Source organism: Hydrogenibacillus schlegelii, from assembly GCF_001653195.1.
GTDB lineage: Bacteria > Bacillota > Bacilli > Thermicanales > DSM-22653 > Hydrogenibacillus > Hydrogenibacillus schlegelii.
The window spans coordinates 1-22,880 of the sequence record NZ_JXBB01000007.1 but is presented as its reverse complement, the minus strand read 5'-3'; the positions used below and the strand labels follow the sequence as shown (position 1 = coordinate 22,880).

The following is a 22,880-nucleotide window of genomic DNA, read 5'->3' as shown; positions in this document are numbered from 1 at the left end:
TCGCGGCCCCGTCCCGAGCCGAAGCCGGCCCGATCGGAGCCGGCACGGGGAAAGGGCGGCCGGCGAGCGGCCGGCGGCCGATCTCAGTGTACACCCGACGGAAGCGACCGGTGCTGCCGCATTTTGCATTTTTTCCGGACGGCCGTCACAAAAGGACGCGATCGAACACGTCGCCGAACGCCGAACGCCGCGCCTCGAAGTACGGCCGCCGCACCCGATCGATCACGCCGCCTCCCAGGCAGATCTCGCCGTCATAAAAGACGACCGACTGACCCGGCGTGATCGCCCGTTCCGGCGCCTCGAAGCGGACGAAGGCCCGACGCTCGTCCAGCACCTCCACCTCCACCGGCCGGTCCGGCTGCCGGTAGCGGAACTTCGCCGTCGCCCGAAAGACCCGATCCGGCGGCGCCCCGGCGATCCAGCGGACGTCTTCCGCGAGAAGCGCCGTGGCGAAAAGCGCCGGGTGATCCCGCCCCGCCGCCACGTACAGCCGGTTGTGGACGAGGTCTTTTTCCGCCACGAACCACGGCCCCGGCCCGAATCCGCCGCCGATCCCGAGGCCGTGCCGCTGGCCGTGGGTGTAGTACATGAGCCCCTCGTGCCGGCCGAGGACCCGGCCGTCGTCGACGTTCACGATCTCGCCGGGCTGCGCCGGCAGGAACGTCTTCAGAAACTGCCGGAAGTCCCGCTCGCCGATGAAGCAGATGCCGGTCGAATCTTTCTTGTCCGCCGTCGCGAGCCCCGCCTCCCGGGCGATCCGCCGCACTTCCGCTTTCGTGAGCGCTCCGATGGGAAAAAGCGCCCGGGAAAGCTGGGCCTGAGACAGCTGGTGGAGGAAATACGACTGATCCTTCGCCGCATCGACGCCCCGGAGGAGGAGCACCCGCCCGCCTTCCCGGCGCACCCGGGCGTAATGCCCCATCGCCACGAAATCCGCCCCGAGCTTGAGGGCCTCTTCGATAAAATCGCCGAATTTGATCTCCCGGTTGCACATCACGTCCGGGTTCGGCGTCCGCCCCCGGCGGTATTCTTCCAGGAAGTAGGCGAACACCTTCTCCCGGTACGCCGCCTCCAGGTTCACCGCGTAGTACGGGATGCCGATCGCCTCCGCCACCCGCCGCACGTCGGCAAAATCCTCCTCCGCCGAGCAGCGGCCGGCGGCATCCGGTTCCGTCCAGTTGCGCATGAACACGCCGACGACGTCGTACCCGGCCCGCTTCAAAAGGAGCGCCGCCACCGACGAATCGACGCCGCCCGACATGCCGACGACGACCCGTTCCGCCACCGTCCTCCCTCCTTTCGACACCGCCCGCCCGGTTCGACACCGCCCGTTCGCAAACCGCCTCGCCCGGCGCCCGACCGCGCCGTCCGGAGGCCCCGAGCTTCCGCTCCGTGCGCCTTTCAGACGCGCGCCCTTCCGCCCCGTCCGCCTTTCAGACGCGCGCCCTTCCGCCCCGTCCGCCCGGTCACGCCTCGCCTTCCCGAAGCGGATACCAGCCAAACCCGATCGTCCCCTCGCCGACGTGGGTGGCGATGACCGGACCGAACGTCGACACGACGACGTCGAGGTGATCGTAACGCTCGCCGAGGCGCGCCTGCCAGCGGAGCGCCTCCTCCGGCACGTTGGCGTGGATGATCGCCACCCGGGCCCGCGGGACATTCCGCACCGCCTCGTCGAAAAGCTCGAACACCCGGGCGACGGCCTTTTTCTCCGTCCGCACCTTCTCCAGCGGCACGATCCGGCCGTCCACGAAGTGGAGGATCGGCTTCACCTGAAGGAGGCTTCCCACCACGTACTGGGCCATGTTCAGCCGCCCGCCCCGATGGAGATAAGAAAGGTCGCGGACGAGAAAAAGCGCCCGCATCCGGTCCCGGACGTCCTCCATGTGGCGGACGATCTCCTCGACCGGCCGGCCGGCTTCGGCGAGGCGGATCCCGGCCTTCAAGATAAACGCCATCGGATACGTGGTGATCTTCGCATCGATCACGTGGACCGGAAAGCCGACCATCGCCGCCCCCTGACGGCTCGTCTCCACCGTCCCGCTGATGCCGCCGGAGAGGTGGACGGCGATGCCGACGTCGTATTCCGCCTTCAGCCGCTCGTACAAGGCGACGAAATCGCCGAGGGACGGTTGCGACGTCGTCGGCGGCGCCGGCGATTCCCGAACGAGGCGGTAAAACGTCGCCTCGTCGATCTCCTCCCCTTCGCGATAGCTCCGGTCGCCGAAGACGACGCTGAGCGGCACGATGTGAATCCCTTTTTCCTGCGCAAACGCGGGCTCCAGGTAAGCGGTCGAATCGGTAATCCACGCGATGCGGGCCAACGAGCCCGACCTCCCCGGTCCGCACCTTCCGGCTTCGGTTTCCGGGCCCCCGTTTCCGGCTCCGCTTCCCGGCCTTCGCTCCATCTGGCCCATCGCCGGCTTCTCGCCGAAGCGCGCCGCAGCCGCTTGCCGAGGCGCACCGCGGCTACTCGCCGAAACGCACCGCAGCCACTTGCCGAGGCGCGCCGCGGCCGCTTGCCGAGGCGCACCGCGGCTTCTCGCCGAAACGCTCCGCGGCCGCTTGCCGAGGCGAACCGCCGCGGCTTTCCGCCGGAATCCGTCGCCGGCGCCCGCCGGAAGGCGCTTTCGTTTATCCGGATTGTATCAAATCTCGAAGCGCCGCAAAACCGGAGCGCGCCCCTCGGCGCTTACCTCCGTCCCTCGGCGTCGGCCCGGCGGTCGGCCCCCGCCTCCCGCCGAACGCCGTCCTCCCGCCGGGGCGCCCGTTCCCGGATGACGGCGCCGGCGTAGCGGCGCTCGAGCGTCTCCAGCATCCGGGGCGTCTCATCCCGGGAACCGCCGTCCCGGGCGAGCAGCGTGATCGCCACCCCCCGCCGCCGGGCGGAGCGGACGAGGCTGCCGACGACATGCTCCAGCTCCCCGGCGGCGTCTTTCGCTTCCAGGCGGATGATGAGCGCCCGATCCCGCCCGGCGGCCCGAACGGCCAGGCCGCCGAAAATGAGCGCCAGAAGCACCAGCCAGCCGGCCATCGCAAGGCCGATCCACAGCGCCTCGGTCATCGCCGATCCCTCCTCATCCCATGTCTATGCGGGATGAAGCGGGACCAGTTCAGCGCTTCAGCCAGTCTTCCTCGAGCGCTCGGATGATGAGCTGCTTTCGATCGGGAATGCGGAGCTTCGACAGGATGCTCGAAATGTGGTTTTTCACCGTCTTGTCGCTGATGCCGAGCGCCCGGCCGATGTCCCGGTTGGTGAGCCCCCGGACGATCAGCCGGAGCACCTCTTTTTCCCGATCCGTGAGGCGGTGCCACGGATCGGCCTTTTTGACTCCCTCGACGATCTCTTCGCCGACGAGCCCTTCGCTCAGCCGACGAAGGCGGCGCATTTCGTTGATCACCATCGGCGTCAGCCGCGGATGTATGTACCCTTCGCCGCGGGCCACGAGCCGAACGGCCTCGACGAGCGTCGAGGCGTCGACTTCTTTGAGCAAATACCCCGTGGCGCCGAGCTGGAGCGCCCGGTAGACGTACTGGGCGTCGTCATGGATCGAAAGGACGATGATCTTGGCATCCGGATGCCGCTCGTGGATCACCCGCGTCGCTTCGACGCCGTTTAGGTTCGGCATGTTGATGTCCATGAGGATCACGTCCGGCCGAATCGCTTCCACGAGCCGGAGCGCCTCTTCGCCATCCCCCGCCTCGCCGACGATCTCCAGGTCTTCTTCCATCTCGAGGATGCGCTTTAACCCCTCCCGAAACAGCGTGTGGTCGTCGGCGATCAGGAGGCGGATCGGCAGCCGCTCTCTCATCCGTCGTCCCTCTCTGTCTTATCTTCCGGCCCTTTTGCCGTTCCGGTCCCCTGATCGTAGATCGGCACCTCGATCCGGAGATCCGTCCCGGCGCCGGGGCGAGTCTGGATGTCGATCTCACCGCGGAGGAGCTTGACCCGCTCCCGGATGCCCATGAGGCCGAACGTCGGCCGATCCTTGAGCGCCTCGAGGTCAAAGCCTTTGCCGTTGTCCTTGATCCGGAGGCGCACTTTGAGCGGCAAAAATTCCAACACGATCTGGACCAGGGTCGCCTCGGCATGTTTGACGACGTTGTTCAGCGCCTCCTGGATCATGCGAAACAGGGCCACCTCGATCATCGGCTTCAGGCGCTCTTCCCGCCCGTGCACCTGAAATTCGATGTAAAAAGGATATTTTTCGTTATACTCTTCAACGAGGCGCTTGACCACCGGCACGAGGCCGAGGTCGTCGAGGGCCATCGGCCGAAGGTCGTAGATGATCCGCCGCACGTCGGCCAGCGACCGCCGCACGCTTTCCCGAAGCGCCAGAAGCTCCGCCCGGACGGCGTTCAGATCGCCGCCATCGAGCGTCCGCTCGATGATCTCGAGCCGCAGGATGACGTGGGCGAGCGACTGGGCCGGCCCGTCGTGCATCTCCCGGGCGACCCGGCGGCGTTCCTCCTCTTGCGCTTCGATGATCTTGAGGCCGAAAAGCTGCCCGCTTTCCGCCGAGGCGAGGGCCTCCGTCATCCGGGCGATGTCCCCCTGCAGGTAGCTCAAGACGACGCTCACCTGGGCGAGCAGCCGGTCCGCCTTCTCGAGCGTCCGCTCGAGGTTTTTCAGGCGAAGTTCGAGCTCATCCCGCCGTTTGCGCAAAAAAATTTCCTTTTCTCGGTTGAGCGTGAGGGCCATCTGCGCCCGGTGGGCCGCCTCGTACGCCTCCCGGATGTCCGGCTCCCGGTAGCGGTGAAAGTGCCGGCTCACCTCCATCAGGCGGCGGCGCATTTTCTTGACTTCCCGTTCCAGGGCGTCGTTTTGCGCGATGTGCCGCCGGACGTCCTCCCGGACGGCGTCGAGCTCCTTTTTGAGCGCCTCGTATTCTTCCCGGGCGTGCTCCGCGATCTCATAGATCTGATCGCGGCTCATCTCCATCGTCTCGATCGCCCGCCGGAGCACCCGGTCGAGGGCCCGGCTGGCGGACTGCGCTCCGTTCTCCGACCACCGATCCATGAAGGCGATCACCTCGTCGGCATCGCCTTCATTGTATCACATTGATAGAATGCCGTCTGCCGGCCATGTGGCGCATTTTTTAAATTTTCATCCCCCGAATGGCCTAGGCAACTCTTCCCAAATTTCGCCTGCAGACGACAAGAAACGCGCAAAAAACGCTTCCGGCCGCCGATCGGGCGATCGGCGGCCGGAAGCGATCCTGAGGCGGAAACGGCGCCCGGCGGGCGACGCCCGGCCGAGGCAGACGACAAGCCCAAACGGACGGCCCCCTGGCGGAGGGCGCCCTTTCGCCAGTGCGACCTTTGACGGAGATCGCCCCCGCCGGGCGACGGCCCTTCAGAGGTTCCCCGCCTGGGCGCCGCTTACGTACGCTTCGGCGTCCCGCCGGAGCGCCTCGGCGACGTCCGTCCGCTCCCACGGAAGATCGAGGTCCGTCCGGCCGAAATGACCGTAGGCGGCCGTCTGGCGGTAGATCGGTCGCCGGAGGTCGAAACGGCGGATGATGCCGGCCGGCCTGAGGTCGAAGTGCCGCTCGATGAGGCGGATGAGCACCCCTTCCGGCACCTTCCCCGTGCCGAACGTATCGACGCGGATCGACACCGGGCGGGCGACGCCGATGGCGTAGGCGATCTGCACCTCGCACATGTCGGCAAGGCCGGCGGCGACGATGTTTTTCGCCACGTGGCGGGCGGCGTAGGCGGCCGAGCGGTCGACCTTCGTCGGATCTTTGCCGGAAAAGGCGCCGCCGCCGTGGCGGGCGTAGCCGCCGTACGTGTCGACGATGATCTTCCGGCCCGTCAGCCCCGCGTCCGCCTGGGGGCCGCCGAGGACGAAGCGGCCGGTCGGGTTGATGAAGTACTTCGTCTCTGCGTCGAGATACGCCGCCGGCACGACCGGCCGGATGACGTGCTCGAGGATGTCCCGGCGGATCGTCGCCTGATCGACGTCGGGGTCATGCTGGGCGGAGACGACGATCGTATCGACCCGGACCGGCTTCGGCCCGTCGTACTCGACCGTCACCTGCGTCTTTCCGTCCGGCCGGAGGTACGGGAGCGTCTTGTCCTTCCGCACTTCGGCGAGCCGCCGAGCGAGACGGTGCGCGAGGGCGATCGGAAGGGGCATCAGTTCCGGCGTCTCATTGACGGCAAAGCCGAAAACGAGCCCCTGGTCGCCGGCGCCGATCGCTTCGATCTCGTCTTCGCTCATCTGCCCTTCCCGCGCCTCGAGCGCCCGGTCGACGCCCATGGCGATGTCGGGGGACTGCTCGTTGATGGACGTGAGCACCGCGCACGTGTCGGCGTCGAAGCCGAACTTCGCCCGGGTGTAGCCGATCTCCCGGACCGTATCCCGGACGACCTTGGGAATGTCGACGTAGCCGGACGTCGTCATCTCGCCGACGACGAGGACGAGCCCCGTCGTCACCGTCGTCTCGATCGCCACGCGCGCGTTCGGGTCCTGAGCGAGGACGGCGTCGAGGATGGCGTCGCTGATCTGATCGCACATCTTGTCCGGATGGCCTTCGGTGACCGATTCGGAGGTGAACAGATGGCGGCCTTTCAGGTGGCGCATGACGGGGCCTCCCTTCTGCGGATTGAAAAACCGACGCGGCTCCGGCTCGAAAGGCCGGCCCGGGCGAGAACGCGGTGCTCGCTGACACGCTTCAAAAAGCGAAACGCAACGCTCCAAAAGCCGCAGCGCAACGCTCCAAGGGGCGCAGCCGACAAAACCCGCGACGATCAGGCACCCAAACGAACGAAAAAGCGCCTTCCCCCGGCCACAGAGGAAAAGGCGCAGCTTCGTCCGCGTGTCTCCGGCGCCATAACTGTCTAGAGATTGTATCCTACCCCCGAACGCCTGTCAAGGCAGCGCCGGATGCCGCCCGGCCAGCGACCGAAGGCGCTGCTCCAGTTTTTCGGCGGTGATGTCCGGCGCTCCGGCGTTGATCCGCGGCAGGCGGACCGGATCGGACGTCCGCGTGACGAGACCGGGCCTTGTCGTAAACATCCAGCGGTATCCCAGCTCTTTAAGCACCGCCACCACATCCGCGTTCGTTTCGCCGTACGGATAGGCGAAAAAGCGCTCTTCATGGCGCCTTTCGCCCGCGCTCAGGTGCTGTTCCAGCGCCTGCTTGGCCGCGAACAGGTCTTCTTGAATCCGCCGGCGATACGCTTGGGTCGTCTCCATCCGATGACGATCGCTTAAATAAAGCCGGTGTGTCAGGGCACTGCCGCAAGGGTGTGGACATCCTCGCACCATGACCAAATCATGCATGTTGTACGTATGAGAGTAAAAATCAAAACCCTCTCGATACAAATTTTCAATTGCCTGCCAATCCAGATACGATAAAGCCGCCGAACGGCGTGGCCGCTCTGCAAAGCTCACGATCAGAAAATTAGTGGCCGTCATCCCGTATTTTTTTAAACGCGGAACGGCGATCGTCCGAAAACTGTCGTAGCCGTCATCAAACGTCAGCAAAACGGCGTTCGGCGGCACCGGAGCCTTCCCTTCCAGCCACGCTCGAAATTGTTCCATCGAGATCACATGGTAGCCTTTGGCTTTGAGCATGGCCAGATCGTCTTCAAATTGCCGCGGCGTGATGGTGACTGGGGAACGGAACGTCTCGTCGAGGTGATGAAACATGAGCACCGCGACTTTATCTTGATAGTAGACAGAGTGAGCATCCCCGCCGGAAGGCGGAGCGCCGGAAAAACCCGCCGCGGCCGGCGGTCCCAAAATCCAGCACGGCAAGATCAGGACGACCGGCGCGAGCAAGACCGCCCATTTTCTCCTCTTTCGTCGACCGGGCCCCCGACCGGATTCGAGCATTGCCCCTCGCTCCTCCAACGCGTTTTGGCTTCTTCGAGCCGTTTCGCTTTTTGGGGCCGGCGAACGTCACTTTCGCCGGCGCTTCGTCCACCCGACGGCCCCGAGGGCAAGGAGCGCCGGGAGCGCGTCGTAGCGGTAGCGCACCTGGATTTCGATCACGAGGTGCGCCGCCGCATAGCCGAGGAGAAAGAGGGCGAGGACGGCCCCTCCCGGGCCGATCTCCGGTCGCCGCAGGCGACCGAACGCCGAGAGCCCAAGGACCGCAAGGAGAAAGAGGACCCGCTCGAAGGCGAGCGCCGCCGCCAGCACCGGCTTCGGCGGCGCCCAGCCGCTCCAGATCGGCGCCTGATCGGGAAACCCCCACAGATACGCCGCCTTCTCCATGAAAAACGCCCCCAGCCCCGGCGCCCGAAGCCGCTCGGCAATGAGCGCCCGCTCGAAGGCCGACCGGGCCTCGCCGGCCGGAAGGCCCATCACCGCCTCGTAATCCGCCCGGGAAAAGTGCCCGATCGTCTCCCGGTTGAGACCCGCGACGAACTTCCAGAGCGGCTCGTGATTGCCGAGGGGTCGGTCGGTCACGCCGGTCGTGACGAGGACGACCGAAACGGCGGTGCGCCCGGCGAAAAAGACGGCGACAAGCCCGAGGGCAAGACCGAGCCGCCCGAAAAAACCGAATCGGGCGCGACCTTCTTTTCCGGACAGCCTCGGTCGCTCGCCGGCGAATAGAAGGGCGCCCGTCACGGCGGCGGCGACGAAGACGATCCCGATCGGCCGGACGAGATCGCCGGCGGCCAAAAGCGCCCCCGCCGCTCCCGTCAGCATGAGGGCGCGACCTCCCTTTCCGCCGCTTAAGCGCCGAAGCGCCCGCCCCCAGACGAACAGCCCCCCGTACGCCAAAAGCGCCGCCAGGTGCTGATTCGTAAGCACGCTCGCCATCATCACCGTCGACGGGTAGACGGCCAAAAGAAGCGCCGCCAGCTTGCCCGCCGTCTCCGCCGCTTCCGCTTCCGCCGCGCCGTCCCGAGGTTCGGCCTCCGTCGCCCCGGCTCCCGCCGCGCCGACCGCACCGTGCCGGGGTCCGGGATCCGTCCCTCCGACTTCCGGCGCATCGACCCCACCGTCTCGAGATCCGGGCTCCGGAGCGCCGGCTTCCGCCGTGCCGTCTGCCGGAGGCCCCGCCGGCGCGCCGCCCGCCCGGCGCGTTTGCCCGGCGCCGAAGGACCGCCCGCCGCCGGCGGCCGAGCGGCCGAGGGCGTAGCCGACGGCCGGAAGGAGGGCCAGGACGACGGCGTTGGCCCACTTCAAAACGGCGAGATCCGGCCCGAACAGACGAAAAAGCGCCGCCTCGCCCAGGACGAACGGGACCTGGTACGTCCACAATTGAAAATACTCCGAACGAAGCGGACCGACGTCGCCTCCCGCCACCGCCCGCGCCGCTTCCGCCATCGTTCGGAAATCGGACACCGGCGCCGTCGGCACCGTCGCGATCCAGACCGCCCGAAGGCCAAAGGCGATGAGCATCGCCGCCGGGACGACGAAGCGGGCCGGAAGGCGGCTCATTCGCCAAATGAGCCAGAACCCGGCGCCGGCCGCGGCCGCTCCGCCGGCGGCCGGCGCCGCCCCGCCCAGGGCGACGATGCCGCCGAAGTGCCGCACCGTCCCGACGATCGCCGCAAGCCCGAAGGCGGCCAGGCCGGCGACGATCAGCCGGTCGGCCCATCGCTTCATGAGCGCCACGCGTCTTCACCCGGTTTCTTGCGGTTTCTTGCGGCGCCGGCGTCTTCACGGGCCTGTCCCGGCGCCGAGCCCCGGACCGCCTCCCCGGCATGAATTCCGGGGCTTTCGCCGGGGGTTTCCGTAAAACCGCCCGGCGCCGCCCGATCGTCGTTCATGCGCCCGCTCGACGCCGCTCGATCGCCGCTTATGCGCCCGCTCAGCGCCCCGACCCGCCGCGAACGATCTCATACGGCCCCCAGACGGTGACGTAGCACGTCGCGTCGCCGACGACCCGGATGCCCCGGCCGTCCTTCGACGGCACGACGAGCAGATGGTCGTATTTGACCGGCTGGCCGTCCTTGACGTCGATCCCGGCCGTCACGTCCGACAGGCCGTTGCCGCCGGCATTGCCGATGGCGAGCGCCTTCCCCGTCCGGACGATGAGCATCGTCCCGCTTCCGCCGCGGAGGATGTCCCCCGGCTTGAGGGCGAGCACCTGGTACGGCATCGCCGTGGCCGCGGCGCCCCCGCCCGAAGCGCCGGAGCTTCCGCTTCCCGAGCCGCTCCCGGAAGTCGGCGCGCCGGCCGGCGCGTTCGACCCGGCGCCGGAAGAAGGCGCCGTCCCCCGCAGCTCCGCCCGAAGCGCCTCGAGCTTCTCGTCCACGTAGCTTTTCGTCACGAGCGGATCGTCCGCCGAGCCGGGGATGCCGGCGTTCGCGTCGGCGTATGCCAACGAGGCGACGCCGATCAGGAGAAGTCCCGCCCCGAGCGCCCGAAGCCGCGTTCGCATCGTCATCCGTCCGTCACCCTTCCGCCGCTTTTCGCCGTCGTGCTCTCCGCTTCACCCTCGAACGCCCCCGCCGTCGAAGGACGAGGGGCGTCGGCACGCGACCTTAGCCCGCTTCGCCTTTTTCATTGTACCGGGTGTGCGGCACCTTTTCTAGGGAAGGACGTCGCATCGCTTTGACGCCTCGCCCCTACGCCTCGCCGCTGCGCCTCGCCGCTACGGCCAGAGCTTCGCCATCATCGCCGCCGCTTCGGCGCGGGTCGCCGTCCCGTCCGGCCGGAGCGTCCCGTCCGGATAGCCGCTCATCCGCTTCGCCTCGACGAAGAGGCTGAGCGCCGGAAGCGCCCAGTGCGTCGGGGGCACGTCCCGGAACGCTTCGGCCGCCGCATCCGTCGTGACGTCCGGGTCGAGGCCGGGAACGGGAGACGTGCGAAGCGCCTGCCGGAGGATCGCCGCCATCTCCGCCCGCGTGATCGGCCGATCCGGCCGGATGCCGCCGTCGGGATAGCCCGAAAGCCACCCCGCGGCCGCCGCCCGCCGGAGCGCGTCGGCGGCCCAGTGCCCGGCCGGGAGGTCGACAAACGTCGGAAGCGGCGCCCGAGCCGCCGGAAGCCCAAGCCGGCCGGCGAGGAGCGCGACGAATTCCGCCCGGGTGATGGACCGATCCGGACGAAACGTCCCGTCCGGATAGCCCGCCACCGCCCCCCGGGCCTTGAGCGCGGAAAGCGCCTCCCGCGCCCAGTGAGACGCCATGTCGACGAACGGCCCGTCCGCCGCCGTCGCCCGGAGGACATAGAAGCGATCGGTAAAGGGCCGCTCCGCCGTAAGCCGGAGATAACTGAGCCCCGCCGGGAGCATGAAGACGTGCGTCAGGCGCCTCTCGTCCGGACCGGCCGGGAGGCGCACCCGCTCGATCAGGCCCCCCTTTCCGTCCAGCGCTTCCAGCGCCCCGCCCGTGCCCGGCGGAAACCCGCGGACGTCCACCCGCACGAACCCCGGTCGGTCGAGGTAGACGTGGTAATGCTCCGCCCGGTCCGCCCGCGGCACCACGCCGAAGGCGGGCTTCCCGAAGAAAAGGGCCCTCGACTTGGGAAGCGTATCCGGACGAGCGGCCGCTACGGTGGCGGCCGGCCGGTAGTCGAAGGAGAGGCGGTACTCGGCGTTCACGCCGGCGCGGTAAAAGTTCCGCACCCCGACCTTGAGGACCGAACCGCCCTTCACCGGCACTTCCGCTTCTTCATCCAGCCGGCCGTTGTAGGGCCCGTTGTCGTCGATGACCCGCGTCGCGCGATCGTCCTGGAGCATGAGCACGAGGTCGAGGGCCGGATCGTTCGTCTCCGCCCGCACCGTAAGCCGGCCGTCCTCCGGAAACTCCAGGCGGAACCAGGCCTCATCCCCGGCCCGGGGGAGCGTCCCGACGAGCCCCGTCCTTTCGAACAGATCGATCGGATACGCCCTGGCCGGCGAGCCGTTGTCCCCGTACGGCGCCGTGTAGATCGTAAAGCTCGCCCGGAGGGTGAACCGGGCCGCCGCCTTATCACCATTCGTCAGGCGGAGGACCGTCCGGCCCTTCGGCACGGCAACGCTCGTGCTCCCGCCCTCCGCAAGGCGCATCGTCTTTTGCGCCTGCCCTTTCGCATCCACCGTGGCCACGGTGAGCGGCACGGAGAGCCCCGACGCCGTGAGCGAAACGCTCCCCGCATACGGGGCGTCGAGGGCAAAATAGACCGACCCGCCGGGCGGGACGGCGATGCCGACCGTTTTGTCCAGCGGAAGCGGCGCCGCCCGGTCCGGCGCCGTGTTGCCCCCGTAGGGCGTGACGGGCCCGCCCTGCCACGTCGAAAGCGCCGCATACGCATCGACGCGGCCGAAGCCGACGGACGGCCGCGGCGCGCCGGGGATCGGAGACGCCGTCGTCCGGAGCTGATCCCGCACGGCTTCCGCCGGGCCGGGCTTTTTCGAGATGAGAAGCGCCGCCACGCCGGCGGCCTGCGGCGCCGCCATCGACGTCCCGGAGTAGGCGTCGTACCCGCCGGGGCGGGCGGTGAAAATGTTCACGCCGTAGGCGACGACGTCGACCGCATCGCCCCGGTTGGAAAACGGCGCCGGCCGGTCCCGCTCGTCGAGGGCGCCGACGCCGAGCACCGTCGGGTAGGCCGCCGGGTACGGCACCTTGCCGCCGTCGTTGCCGGCGGCGGCCACGACGACGACCCCGGCCCGCTCCGCCTCCTCGAGGGCGTTTTCCATGGCGAACGAATAGACCGGGTCGGTGAGCGACAGGACGATCACCTTCGCCCCCCGGTCGACGGCTTCCCGGATGCCCCGGGCGACGGTGTACGAATTGCCGCTTCCGAAGGCGTCGAGCGCCTTGATCGGGAGCACCTTCGCCGCCGGCGCGATCCCCTGAAGGCGCCCGCCGCCGACGAGGATGCCGGCGAGGGCGGTGCCGTGGCCGTTGTCGTCGTACGGCGCTCCGCCGGTGAGGAGGTTCACCCCGCTTTCGAGACGGCCCCGAAACGCCGGATGGTCGAGGGCGACGCCGGTGTCGACGACGGCGATCGTCACCCCGCGGCCGTCGGCGATTCGCTGCGCCTCCGGCACCCGAAGCCGCTCAAGGTACCACTGGGCCGAAAGGGCGGCCGTATGGAGGGCCGAAAGGGCGGACGCATGGAAGGCCGACAGGGCGGACGCCTCGATCGCCGGCGGGACGGACGCCGGCCCCTGCGGCAGGGCGGCTCCGGCGCCGCTGACTCGGACCCGGCCGTTCGGCTGGTAGCGGACGACGTTCGCGTCGGTCTCGAGGGCCGAAACGACGTCTCCCTCCCGGCCCGGAAGCGCCCGGATGCGGCCGATTCCGGACTCCGGGTCGACGTCGACGACCGCATACGGCGCCCCGGGAACCGGGCCCGGCGCCGGCGGCGTCCGCCACGCGACGATCCATTCGCCGGGGATGAGATCCTCCGGCGCCGGCGCCTCGCCCCGGGCGGCGAGGACGTCTTTGGTCGGCGGCACCTCCGCCGCCCCCGAAGGGTCCGGTGGGGAGCCTTCGTCGCCGGAAACCTTCGCCGCGCTCACGGAAAAGGCGGCCGGGGCGGCCGGCGGCTCTGCCGCGTCGGCGAGCGCCTGCGGCATCGCGAAAAAAATGCCCGCCGGACCGGCGGCCAGCGCCCCCAAAAGACCGGCGATAAAAAGAATTCGAATCCGCTGCATCACGCGCAAATGCCGTCGTGGGGCCATCTCGGAACTCCTTTAAGGGGGCGGCGTCCGGCGAGCCGTCACCGGCCGGCGGAGCCGGCGCCGTCTCCGGATGCGGCCGCCGACGCCGGCGCTCCTCCGCTTCCGGATGAAGCCGCCGGGGCGCTCCCGCTCGTGTCGAGGTAACCGCGCTTGAGCGCGGCGAGCTTTTCGACGGCCAGGTAGTACGACCGCTTCGCTTGGTCCATGGCCGCCGCCGCCTGCCGCGTCATGAGCTCGGCCCGAGCGGCATCGAGCGACGAGATGAGTCCGAGCTCCTGCCGCACCCGCACGGCGGAGACGTCCACCGTCGCTTCTTTCCATTTCTCCGTCGCCCGTGCAAATTCCTCCCGCGCCTCGGCGACCGAGCGCATCAACTTTTGCACCGACGTGCGGGCATCCTGCCGCGCCTGCGCAAGCGCCAGTTCCTTCTGGCGGACGGCGTTCGCGGCTTTTTCTTTTTCCCGCGTCGCTTTGCTGTCGTCGTTCGGGTCTTTGTAGGTCGGGTTGTCCTTGTCGATCTGCTGCTTGACGTACCGTTCATCGGCCCGCGCCTGCTCCAGGTCGAGGGCCGCCTGGCGTACGGAAAACGTCTGATCGATCCATTCGTCCGGCGCCTCGGGAGACGGGACCGGTTCGACGGCCTCCGGACGGAAGGGGACCTCCGAAAGCCGGACCTTCGGGTCGAGGGGCCGGTCGATGAGGGCCGAAAGGGCATCGAGGAGGTTTTCCCACGCCCGTTCGGCGTTGGCGATCGCAAGCGCCTGGTCGGCCTTCGCCCGGGCCGCTTTGTCCCGGTCGTAACGGGAGAGAAGCCCCAGAGAATACCGGTCCTCGGCGGCGGCGACCTCCCGGTCGGTGAGCGCCTGCTTCTCCTTGAGAAGTTCGATCTGATCCTTGAGGTTGAGGAGCCCGACGTACAGTTCTTTGACGCCCGCCGCCAGCGCCTCTTCAACCTGCGCCTGCTGCAGGAGGAGCTTTTCCCGCTGCCGCTTCAGGTCGGCCAGCTGCTTTTCAAACTGATCGTCCGCAAACTCGAGCTTCTTCCGCTGGTCTTCGAGCGCCTGAATCTGCCGGTCGAGCTGATCGATCTGCTGGACCGGCGGATTCGGCAGCTTCGCCAGCTGGCTCATCTGCATCCAGAGGCCCTGGATCTGCCCGTTCAAAATCGCCCGCTGATCGTCGAGGCCGTCCTGCGCCTTTTGAATCTCCTGCCGGCCGAGGTCAAGATTTTTCAGGGCGATCTCAAGCTGCTTCAGTCCCCGGTTCGACGACACGGCCCGTTCGACGGCCTCGTCGAGGGTGAGGGCCGTCAGGGCGACCGCCGGTTTGTCGTCCGCAAGGGCGCCCGCCGGGAAAGCCGTCCCCCCGAGCAGGGCGGCCACCGTGAGCGCCAGCCAGCGGCGTCGATCCATCGTTCTCCGCTCCCTTCGCCAGCGGCGATCTCTCGTTGCATGACCGATCCGGTCCGGGCCCGGACGGCCCAACCGGCGACATCGACTCCGGTTCCCGGAAGCGCCAGTTCCCCGAAGCGCTTAAGCGCGAGGTCCGGCCGCCTTGCCGGAAGTCGTTCGGCGGCATCTTCGCGTTCGCCGGCACCTTCGGCCCCGATCCGCGGCCGCGCTTCAGCCCTCGTCGCGGGGTTTTTCCGCCGCGGGCCGATCGGCCGGATCGGCCGCGGATCCCGCCGGCCCGTCCGGCGGCAATTCGGCGGAACCGGTCGGTCCCGTGCCCGCCGACGCCCGCTCCGGCGCTCCGGCGTCCTGCGCCGGAGCGCGCCACAGACCGAAGCGGATGAGATCGAGGAGCGCCTGCCGGCGCTCTTCGACGGCTGGCCCTTCGGCGACCTCTTCCATGAGCGCCGCCCCGAGGGCGGCAAACACCCACCCCGCGGCAATCCGGGCGTCGACCGGCCGGAACTCGCCGCGTTCAATCCCCGCCGCGATCGTCGCCGTAAGCCGCTCCAGGAAGCGCCGCTTCGCCTCCTTCAGCCACGCCCGAAGCCCATCGTCGGCAAAGCCGAAGTCCCGCCGGTGCCAGCTGAACGGCGGCGGCCGGTCGGCCCAGAGCGCGAGATGGGCCTCGACCATCGATAGCAGGCGCTCGCCGGCCGACCCGGGCCCCTCCAGCCGGGCGAGGAGGGCGTCGAGGTGGCGACCGACGAAGGTCATCACCATCTGCCGGAAGACGTCGTCCTTGCCGGAAAAATAGAGGTAAATCGTCCCCTTGCCGACGACGGCCCGCTCGGCGATCGCCTCGATCTTCGTTCGGGCGTAGCCGAATTCGGAGAACACCCGGTAAGCGGCCTCGAGGATCGCCTCTCGCTTTCCCCCGTATTCGGCGTCCCGATCCGTCGCGCGTTCCATGGTTCTTCCTTCCTCCCGGTTTTACGCATCAAGGGGCGGCAGGTTGTGGGAGGGGCCGGCCGTCCGCTGGCGGAAGCGGCGCCCGAAGCGGGCGAACAGATCGTGGGTGAGGCTCAGCACCGCCGGGATGAGGACGAGCGTCACGAGGGTGGAAAAGAGGAGCCCGTAGATGACGACGAGCGCGAGCGGCCGGAGCGACTCCGACGACTCACCGCCGAAGTAGGCGAAGGGGACGAGGACGAGGTTTGTCGCGAGCATCGTCATGAGAATCGGCCGAAGGCGCACCGGACCGGCCTCCAAAAGGGCCGCCTCGACCGTCCGGCCGTCCCGGCGGAGGCGGTTCGCATAGTCGACGAGGACGATGGCATTGTTCATGACGAGGCCGATCACCATGATGAGCCCGATGAACGCCGTCACGCTGAGGGGCTCCCGGTGGGTCCAGAGGCCGACGAAGGCGCCGACGAAGGTCGGCGGCAGGCTGAACATGATGACGAACGGCTGGAAAAACGATTCAAACTGCGCCGCCATGATCATGTAGATGAGAAGGATCGCAAGCAGCATCGCCTGGGTCAGGGAGGCAAACGACTCCGCGAGCTGCTCTGCCTCCCCACCGAGGGACCAGGTCACCCCTTCGGGGAACTTCGCCCCCTCCAGCGTCCGGCGAACGTCCTGCAAAAGCTCCCCGAGGGGCCGCACGCCGGAGGGGGTGATCGTCAGGCGCGCCTGCCGCTGGCCGTCGCTTCGGGTGATCGCCGTCGGCGCCCCTTCGGCGTCCACCCGGGCGACGTCGCCGAGGGCGATGACCGCCCCCGACGCCGCCCGGAAGGTGAAGGTCCGGAGCCGCTCCAGATCTTTCGTCGCCCAGCCGTCGGGGAAGGTGAGGCGGATGTCGGTCTCGTCCTTCCCGTCCCGGGCGACGGCGACCTTCTTTCCGCCGAAGGCGACCTGGACGGCCGTCAGGATCTCCTGCGGCGAGACGCCGGCCTGGACGGCCCGCGCCCGGTCGATGACGACGGCCGCCTCCGGCCGGGACGCCTGGACGCTGCTCGTCACGCTCGCCACGCCGGGGAGAGCGGCGAGGCGCTCCTCGAGCCGATCGGCGACCTCGCCGAGGAGGCGCGGGTCGCGGCCGGAGAGATTGACCTGCACCCCGGTGGAGCCGGCCATCGTCATCTGCGTGTCCGCCGACACGGTGACGCCCGGGAGGCGGCGCGCCTCCTTCAGCACGGCGTTCATCACCTGCTGCGTCGTCCGCGTCCGCTCCGACCGGGGCTTCATGTTGACGAAGAGCGTCGCGGTGTTCGTCTGGGTGATGCCGGTGATCTGGGACTGGGAACCGGCGCCGATGAGGCTTGCCACGGTGTCCACTTCCGGCTGCCGAAGGAGGATCGCTTCGATCGTCCGGACGGCGGCGGCCGTCGCCTCGAGGGTGGTGGCCGGCGGCAGTTCGACGCTCACCGTCGCCATCCCTTCGTCCGCCCGGGGGATGAATTCGCTCCCGATGAGGGGCACGAGGGCGAGGGCGGCGATGAATAAAGCGAAGGAAAGGCCGATCACGACCAGGCGGTGGCGAAGCGACCAGCCGAGAAGCCGCCGGTAGCCCCGCTCGAGGGAGGCGATCGCCCCCTGGAACGTCCGCACCGGATGCCGGAGCGCGGTGAGGAAGCCCCGGCGCCCGTCCGACCCCGCCGGACCCGCTTCGCCGACCGGCGCCGGCGGCAGAAAGCGGGCGGCGAGCATCGGCACGAAGGTGACCGCCCCGAACCAGGCGGCGACGTGGGAGAAGATGACGGCGAGCGCCATCGGCCCGAACAGTTCCTTCGCCAGGCCGGCGGCAAACAGCATCGGCACGAAGACCGACGTCTGGGCGAGGGCCGAGGCGGTGACGGCGGCGGCGACCTCCTTCGCCCCGACGGACGCCGCTTCCTCGGGGGCCGCCCCCCGCAGCCGGTGGCGGTGGATGCTTTCGATGACGACGATGGCGAAGTCGACGAGGGAACCCATGCCGATGAGGAGCCCGCCGAGGGTGAGGAGGTTGATCGACTGATCGGTGACGGCCATCAGGGTGAAGGTGGCGATGACCGAAACGGGCAGCATCGTCCCGACGATGAGGGTTGTGCGGACGCTCCCGAGGAAGGCGTAGAGGACCGCCATGGCGATGAGCCCGCCGAGGAGGCCGTGCTCGACGACGTTCTGGATCGAGCGGTTGATGAAGGTCGCCGCGTCGTAGATGACGGTGAGTTCCGTCCCCGGAGGGAGCTTTTCGTGAAGCCGCTCGAGCTCCCGGTGCACGGCGGCGGAGACGCGGACGGTGTTCCCGCCAGACGACTTCAGGACGCTCAGCTGCAAAAAGGGCTTTCCGTTCAGCGTCGCGAGCTGGGTCGCCTCGGCGGGGGCCCTCCGGACGGCGCCGAGATCGCCGATGGCGACGGCGCCGCCCCCGGGAAGGGGCACCCGGATCGCCCGGACGTCGGCTTCGTCCTTGAGCTCGGCGTCGAAGCGGACGGCGAGCTTCCGGTCGCCCGACTCGACGCCGCCGGCGGTGGCGAGGAAGCCGGCCTGCCCGATCGCCTGGGCGATTGCGGCCGGCGACAGGCCGTAGACGGCGAGCCGGTCCGGGTCGAGCTCGACGCGGATCTCCGTCTTTTCGCCGCCGGCGATGCCGACGGAGGCGACGCCGTCGAGCTTCCGCAGGGCCGGCTCGACGACGTCTTCCGCCAGGCTCTGGAGCTCGGCGAGGGGTCGGTCGCCGCTTAATCCGATGAGGAGGATCGGCTGCTCCGTCGGGTCGATCGTGAGGACGAGGGGCCGGCCGGCATCGTCCGGAAGGAATCCGCTGACGCGGTCGACCTGCCGGGCGAGGTCGAGGGCCGCCTTGTCCATGTTCGTCCCCCACTCGAAGCGGACGAGGACGAGGGAGGAGCCGGTCTGGGACTGGGATTCGACCTTCGAGACGCGGCTTACGGTGCCGACGGCGTTTTCGATCGGGCGGGTGATGCGGTTTTCGATTTCCTCCGGCGAGGCGCCGGGGTACGACGTCACGACGACGGCGATCGGAAGGTCGAGCTTCGGAAAAAGGTCGACGGGAAGCTTCGGCAGGAAGAAGAGGCCGACGAGGAGCATCCCGACGATGACCATGGTGATGAAGACAGGTCGCCGGACGGAAAAGTCGACGACGTTCACCCTCCTGGCCCCTTTCTTCCGGCGTGATCATGCCCGTGCGAAGGCGTTCAGACGGCATTCCGCACCCCGTATTGTCCCTGACTCGGCAGGGCCGCTTTTCGCTTTTCCATCAACGCCTTCATCTCAAGGGGAGGACCGACGGACGGCGATCAGGGGGCCGGCTTTCCGCTCGTCCCCTCGTCCGTCAGGCGGACGCGGTCGCCGTCTCTGAGTAGATACTGCCCCTTGACGACGACCTTCTCCCCGGCTTTGAGGCCTGCGCGAATCTCGACAAACGACTTTGTCTCCCGGCCGAGCTCGACCGTCCGCTCGTGAACCACGCCGTCTTCATAGACGAAGACGGTCCCTTTCCCGGTGTCCTTCGATGGAAGGACGGCGTCCGCCGGGACGAGGAGGACGGTCGGGGCGCCTTCCGGCGGGAAGACGACGGTCGCCGACTGACCGGAGACGAGGGCGCCGTCGTCGTTCGGCACTTCCACCTCGACGCGGTAGGAGCGCGTCTGCGGGTTCGGCGTGAGGTCCTTTACCTTGACCGTGCCGGGGACGGTCCGGTCGCCGACGGACACCGTGACCGCCTGGCCGACGGCGACGGCGTCCAGCGCCTGCTCCGGCACGTCGACGACGACGCGGGCCGGCCGCATGTTGACGATCGTCGCCACCGCCACCTGCGGCGAAACGAGGTCGCCGACGGCGACCGGAAGGCTCGCGACGACGCCGCCGACGGGGGCGGTGATGCGCAGGTTTTCCCGCTGGTGCAGCGCCGCCTGGAGGCCTGCCCGCGCCTGTTCCAACTGGGCGGAGGCGGCTTTGGCGCCGAGGCGCTGTTCGGCGATCTGGAGATTCAGCTTAGCGACTTCGAGCGCCTGGGCGGCATTGTCGCGGGCCGACTCCGCCTGCTGAAGCGCCGCTTCCGCCTGCTTCTTCTGCTGTTCGGCCTGCTCGAGCTCGACGTCGGTGGCCAGACCGGCATCTTTGAGCTTCGTCACCCGCTCGACGTTCTTTGCAGCAAGGTCGCGGGCGTACTGGGCGGCGGCGAGACTTTTTTCCGCCTGCTTGACGCCTTCTTCCGCCTGGAGGACCGCCTGACGGGCCTGAGCGATCTGAGCCTCCGCCTGCGCCTCGGCGCTTTCCTTCCCCGCTTCGGCGGCTCTGACCGCCGCTTCCGCCTGGCGGATCTGGGCCTCCACGTCGGAGGCGTCGAGTTCGACGATGAGAGCGCCCGCCTTGACCGGATCTCCGACGGCGACGGCGACGCGGGCCACCCGGCCGGACGCCTTCGGAAGGAGCATAAGCTCGACCGAGCCTTTGACCTTCCCCGTCAGCGTCAGGCCCGTCTCGAGCGTCCCTTCCTTCGTTTCGGCCACGACGACCGTCGGCGGTTCGAGTTCAGCCGGCGCCGAAGCCGTTTCTGCCCGCTGACAGCCGATGAGGAGCGCCGGAACGAGCGTCACCAGAGCCAGCGACCGCCAGGCGCTCTTCTGGCGCGACGTCATCGAACGACGTTCTTCCATCTTCCGCGCCTCGCTCTCCCTGCGAAGTCTTGGTCTCATCCGACTCACCCTGTCTGCCGGGACTGACCGGACGTCCGGTCAGCTGCCGACACGGCTACTATACACAAAAAACCACCCCCGGTTCAAGACCGGGGGTGGTTCGCCATCCCGAATTACCGGGCGACGTAGTTGAACTCGACGGAGCGCTCGGCGTCGTTCCAGACGTAGTCGACGTTGAGCGCCTTCGCGACCCAGGCGATCGGAAGGACCGTCCGGGCGTCCTTGATCTCCGGCGCGGTGTCCATCTCGATCGTGGCGCCGTTCACGAGGAGCGTCTTGGAACCGATCTTCATCTGGATGACGCGGTCACCCTTGAAGATCGTCACGCTCTTCGCGTACGGGTTCCAGATGATGTCGCTCTCCTTCACACCCAGCGCCTCGGCGACATACTTCACCGGAACGAAGGTGCGGTTGTCCTTGATGAACGGCGCGACGTCCATCGCCTTCGTCTCGCCGTTCACGACGTAGGACATGCTGTCGATCGTGAACTTGGCGGAGACGGTTTTCGTTTGGTCAGCGGGCGTGATGACGCGTGCCGGGTAGATGGAGAGCGTATCGGTGTAATCATATGCGGCTGGTCCGCCCAGCTTAACCTTCAGATCGCCTTCCGGCGTCACCCGGCTCAGAGTGATGGCAACGTTCTTGATGATGAACTCCGACGGCGTGGTGCTCGCATGCTTTACGTTCGCATACCACTTAGTGCCGTCGTTGGTAGTGTCAGGATGACCCGGCTGGAACTCGATGTCGCCCGAACGGACCTCAATCTTGCCCGCATCGTCAAAGACGAAGGAATTGATGTTGCCGAGAATTTCCGAGCTAAGGGTGAGGTCTTTACCGCCCTTAAGGGCTCCGGCAACATTTTCCTTCACGACGATGTCCCCGATGACCTGGTTCCGCGCACCGATTACGACATCACGCTTGTTTTCAACGGTGACCGTAATGATCGGTTTGACGTTGGCGATGGTCGCCGTGCCGCTCGCACCGGCAGTGCCGCTCACTTCAACCGTCAGGGGACCGTTGAAGGAGGGCTTGGTTTTGACCTGCTTAATTTCAATGACGGTCTTGCCCGCGTCGCTGGACGCATGGCTGGTAACTGTAAATACAGCAACCCGCACATCGTCGCCGATCTTTTCGTAACGCTCAAATTGAAGATTCGCCTTATTGGAAGCCGGGAAGTTGAAAGACTCATACCAAGCGATGGAATCGTCCCATTGCGCCCCGTCAGGCAACGTTACCTTAATCGTGCGACCATCGATTAACGACTTGGGCAGCAATTCATCGAGTACGAGCTTACCGACCAGCTGGCCCGTCTCTACTTTGCGGGCGGCCCAGATGTCGTTCGGTTCACCGGAAACGTTGACCTGATAGTCGCCGTAGCGACCGATCGTCAGCGTCGCCGGTTTCGCTCCTCCGATGGCGACGACAACATCCCCTTTCCGGGCCACCTGCGAGTCGACCTTGATGCCCGCCTTAACCGTGAAGAGGTAGCGACCCGTGGAGCTTGTTGAAGGATCTGTGATCTTAATGGTGATATCCTTGCTGCCGTCCCCGCTTACACTAAATGTGCTCGGACCCAAAAGCACATTTTCCAGGCTGACGCCATTCCACGTAAAGCCGTCCGGAAGTGAGATTTTAATTTGATCGTTCGCTTTGAATACACCCGGCACTGGCTCGCTGATTTGGAAGATGACAGGATCCGACAGCTGGACACCGTTGTCTCCGAAGGACTTCGACCCGCTTACGACGCTCACGGTGGCTTGGGCCGCTTCAAACTTCGCCAATTCCACCATCGTCGCCGGGAACTGATCTTGACTGCTAACCGGATCTACCTTCAGGTAGAGCGATCCCGTTCCAGATTTCTTAGATTCTACTGTGATGGGGATGGTGAAGGTCAATGGATTCGCATTACCGGCATAAAGTTTGACGGAACGAACATAATCTGTCTTGTTTTCGACGATGGCCTTTCCATTGCTATCATCATTTGCTTTGAACTTAAATACTTTCCCGCTGCTATCCACAACGCTTAAAATCGCAGTGGACGTATAGCTAAAGGGAGAATCGGAATAAGTTTCAGTCGTGTCCGGTATCATGTGTAAAAACGGATGGTCCAGGTAACATAAAATGAGCCATCCGGCCCTCTTTGGTAGAATGTGAGACGGAGAAGAAACCACTTCACCAGGAGGGATACCGGATGGCTC

General features: G+C 67.4%; 15 protein-coding genes. All 15 read right to left on the bottom strand.

Annotated features, from left to right (window positions below; genetic code table 11):
- Nucleotides 1-145 precede the first annotated feature (145 nt).
- Nucleotides 146-1,285, bottom strand: a complete 1,140-nt coding sequence (gene mnmA / locus SA87_RS03305; protein ID WP_281180919.1) for a tRNA 2-thiouridine(34) synthase MnmA — start codon at nucleotides 1,283-1,285, stop codon at nucleotides 146-148.
- A gap of 181 nt (nucleotides 1,286-1,466) precedes the next feature.
- Complete coding sequence (locus tag SA87_RS03300; RefSeq protein WP_066199155.1) at nucleotides 1,467-2,324, bottom strand: DegV family protein; 858 nt, start codon at nucleotides 2,322-2,324, stop codon at nucleotides 1,467-1,469.
- Nucleotides 2,325-2,692: 368 nt separating this feature from the next.
- Complete coding sequence (locus tag SA87_RS03295; protein ID WP_066199151.1) at nucleotides 2,693-3,064, bottom strand: hypothetical protein; 372 nt, start codon at nucleotides 3,062-3,064, stop codon at nucleotides 2,693-2,695.
- Between the two features lie 49 nt (nucleotides 3,065-3,113).
- Entirely contained in the window at nucleotides 3,114-3,800 is a 687-nt protein-coding gene (locus tag SA87_RS03290; protein WP_169793262.1) for a response regulator, read from the bottom strand.
- 8 nt (nucleotides 3,801-3,808) lie between these two features.
- On the bottom strand, nucleotides 3,809-5,020 hold the full coding sequence (locus tag SA87_RS03285) for a sensor histidine kinase (RefSeq protein WP_082718161.1): 1,212 nt from the start codon (nucleotides 5,018-5,020) through the stop codon (nucleotides 3,809-3,811).
- Between the two features lie 336 nt (nucleotides 5,021-5,356).
- Nucleotides 5,357-6,589 (bottom strand): methionine adenosyltransferase, encoded by a 1,233-nt coding sequence (gene metK / locus SA87_RS03280; protein ID WP_066199134.1) that lies wholly within the window; start codon nucleotides 6,587-6,589, stop codon nucleotides 5,357-5,359.
- 288 nt (nucleotides 6,590-6,877) lie between these two features.
- Nucleotides 6,878-7,792, bottom strand: coding sequence for a polysaccharide deacetylase family protein (locus tag SA87_RS03275; RefSeq protein ID WP_169793261.1), 915 nt, complete (start codon nucleotides 7,790-7,792; stop codon nucleotides 6,878-6,880).
- Nucleotides 7,793-7,912: 120 nt separating this feature from the next.
- Nucleotides 7,913-9,574 carry a hypothetical protein gene (locus SA87_RS03270; protein WP_156516482.1) on the bottom strand — a complete coding sequence of 554 codons (1,662 nt, stop codon included), beginning with the start codon at nucleotides 9,572-9,574 and terminating at the stop codon, nucleotides 7,913-7,915.
- A gap of 205 nt (nucleotides 9,575-9,779) precedes the next feature.
- Nucleotides 9,780-10,358 carry a hypothetical protein gene (locus SA87_RS03265; RefSeq protein ID WP_066441447.1) on the bottom strand — a complete coding sequence of 193 codons (579 nt, stop codon included), beginning with the start codon at nucleotides 10,356-10,358 and terminating at the stop codon, nucleotides 9,780-9,782.
- A 207-nt stretch (nucleotides 10,359-10,565) separates the two neighbouring features.
- Complete coding sequence (locus SA87_RS03260) at nucleotides 10,566-13,586, bottom strand: S8 family serine peptidase (protein WP_082718233.1); 3,021 nt, start codon at nucleotides 13,584-13,586, stop codon at nucleotides 10,566-10,568.
- Nucleotides 13,587-13,624: 38 nt separating this feature from the next.
- The gene (locus tag SA87_RS03255) at nucleotides 13,625-14,998 is read right to left on the bottom strand and encodes a TolC family protein (protein WP_066199120.1); all 1,374 of its coding nucleotides are present in this window, start codon (nucleotides 14,996-14,998) and stop codon (nucleotides 13,625-13,627) included.
- Nucleotides 14,999-15,208: 210 nt separating this feature from the next.
- Nucleotides 15,209-15,949, bottom strand: a complete 741-nt coding sequence (locus SA87_RS03250) for a TetR/AcrR family transcriptional regulator (protein ID WP_066199117.1) — start codon at nucleotides 15,947-15,949, stop codon at nucleotides 15,209-15,211.
- A 21-nt stretch (nucleotides 15,950-15,970) separates the two neighbouring features.
- Nucleotides 15,971-19,132, bottom strand: coding sequence for an efflux RND transporter permease subunit (locus SA87_RS03245; protein ID WP_066199115.1), 3,162 nt, complete (start codon nucleotides 19,130-19,132; stop codon nucleotides 15,971-15,973).
- A gap of 149 nt (nucleotides 19,133-19,281) precedes the next feature.
- Entirely contained in the window at nucleotides 19,282-20,625 is a 1,344-nt protein-coding gene (locus tag SA87_RS03240; protein WP_066199113.1) for an efflux RND transporter periplasmic adaptor subunit, read from the bottom strand.
- Nucleotides 20,626-20,795: 170 nt separating this feature from the next.
- Nucleotides 20,796-22,772 carry a copper amine oxidase N-terminal domain-containing protein gene (locus SA87_RS03235; protein ID WP_082910455.1) on the bottom strand — a complete coding sequence of 659 codons (1,977 nt, stop codon included), beginning with the start codon at nucleotides 22,770-22,772 and terminating at the stop codon, nucleotides 20,796-20,798.
- Between the last annotated feature and the right edge of the window lie 108 nt (nucleotides 22,773-22,880).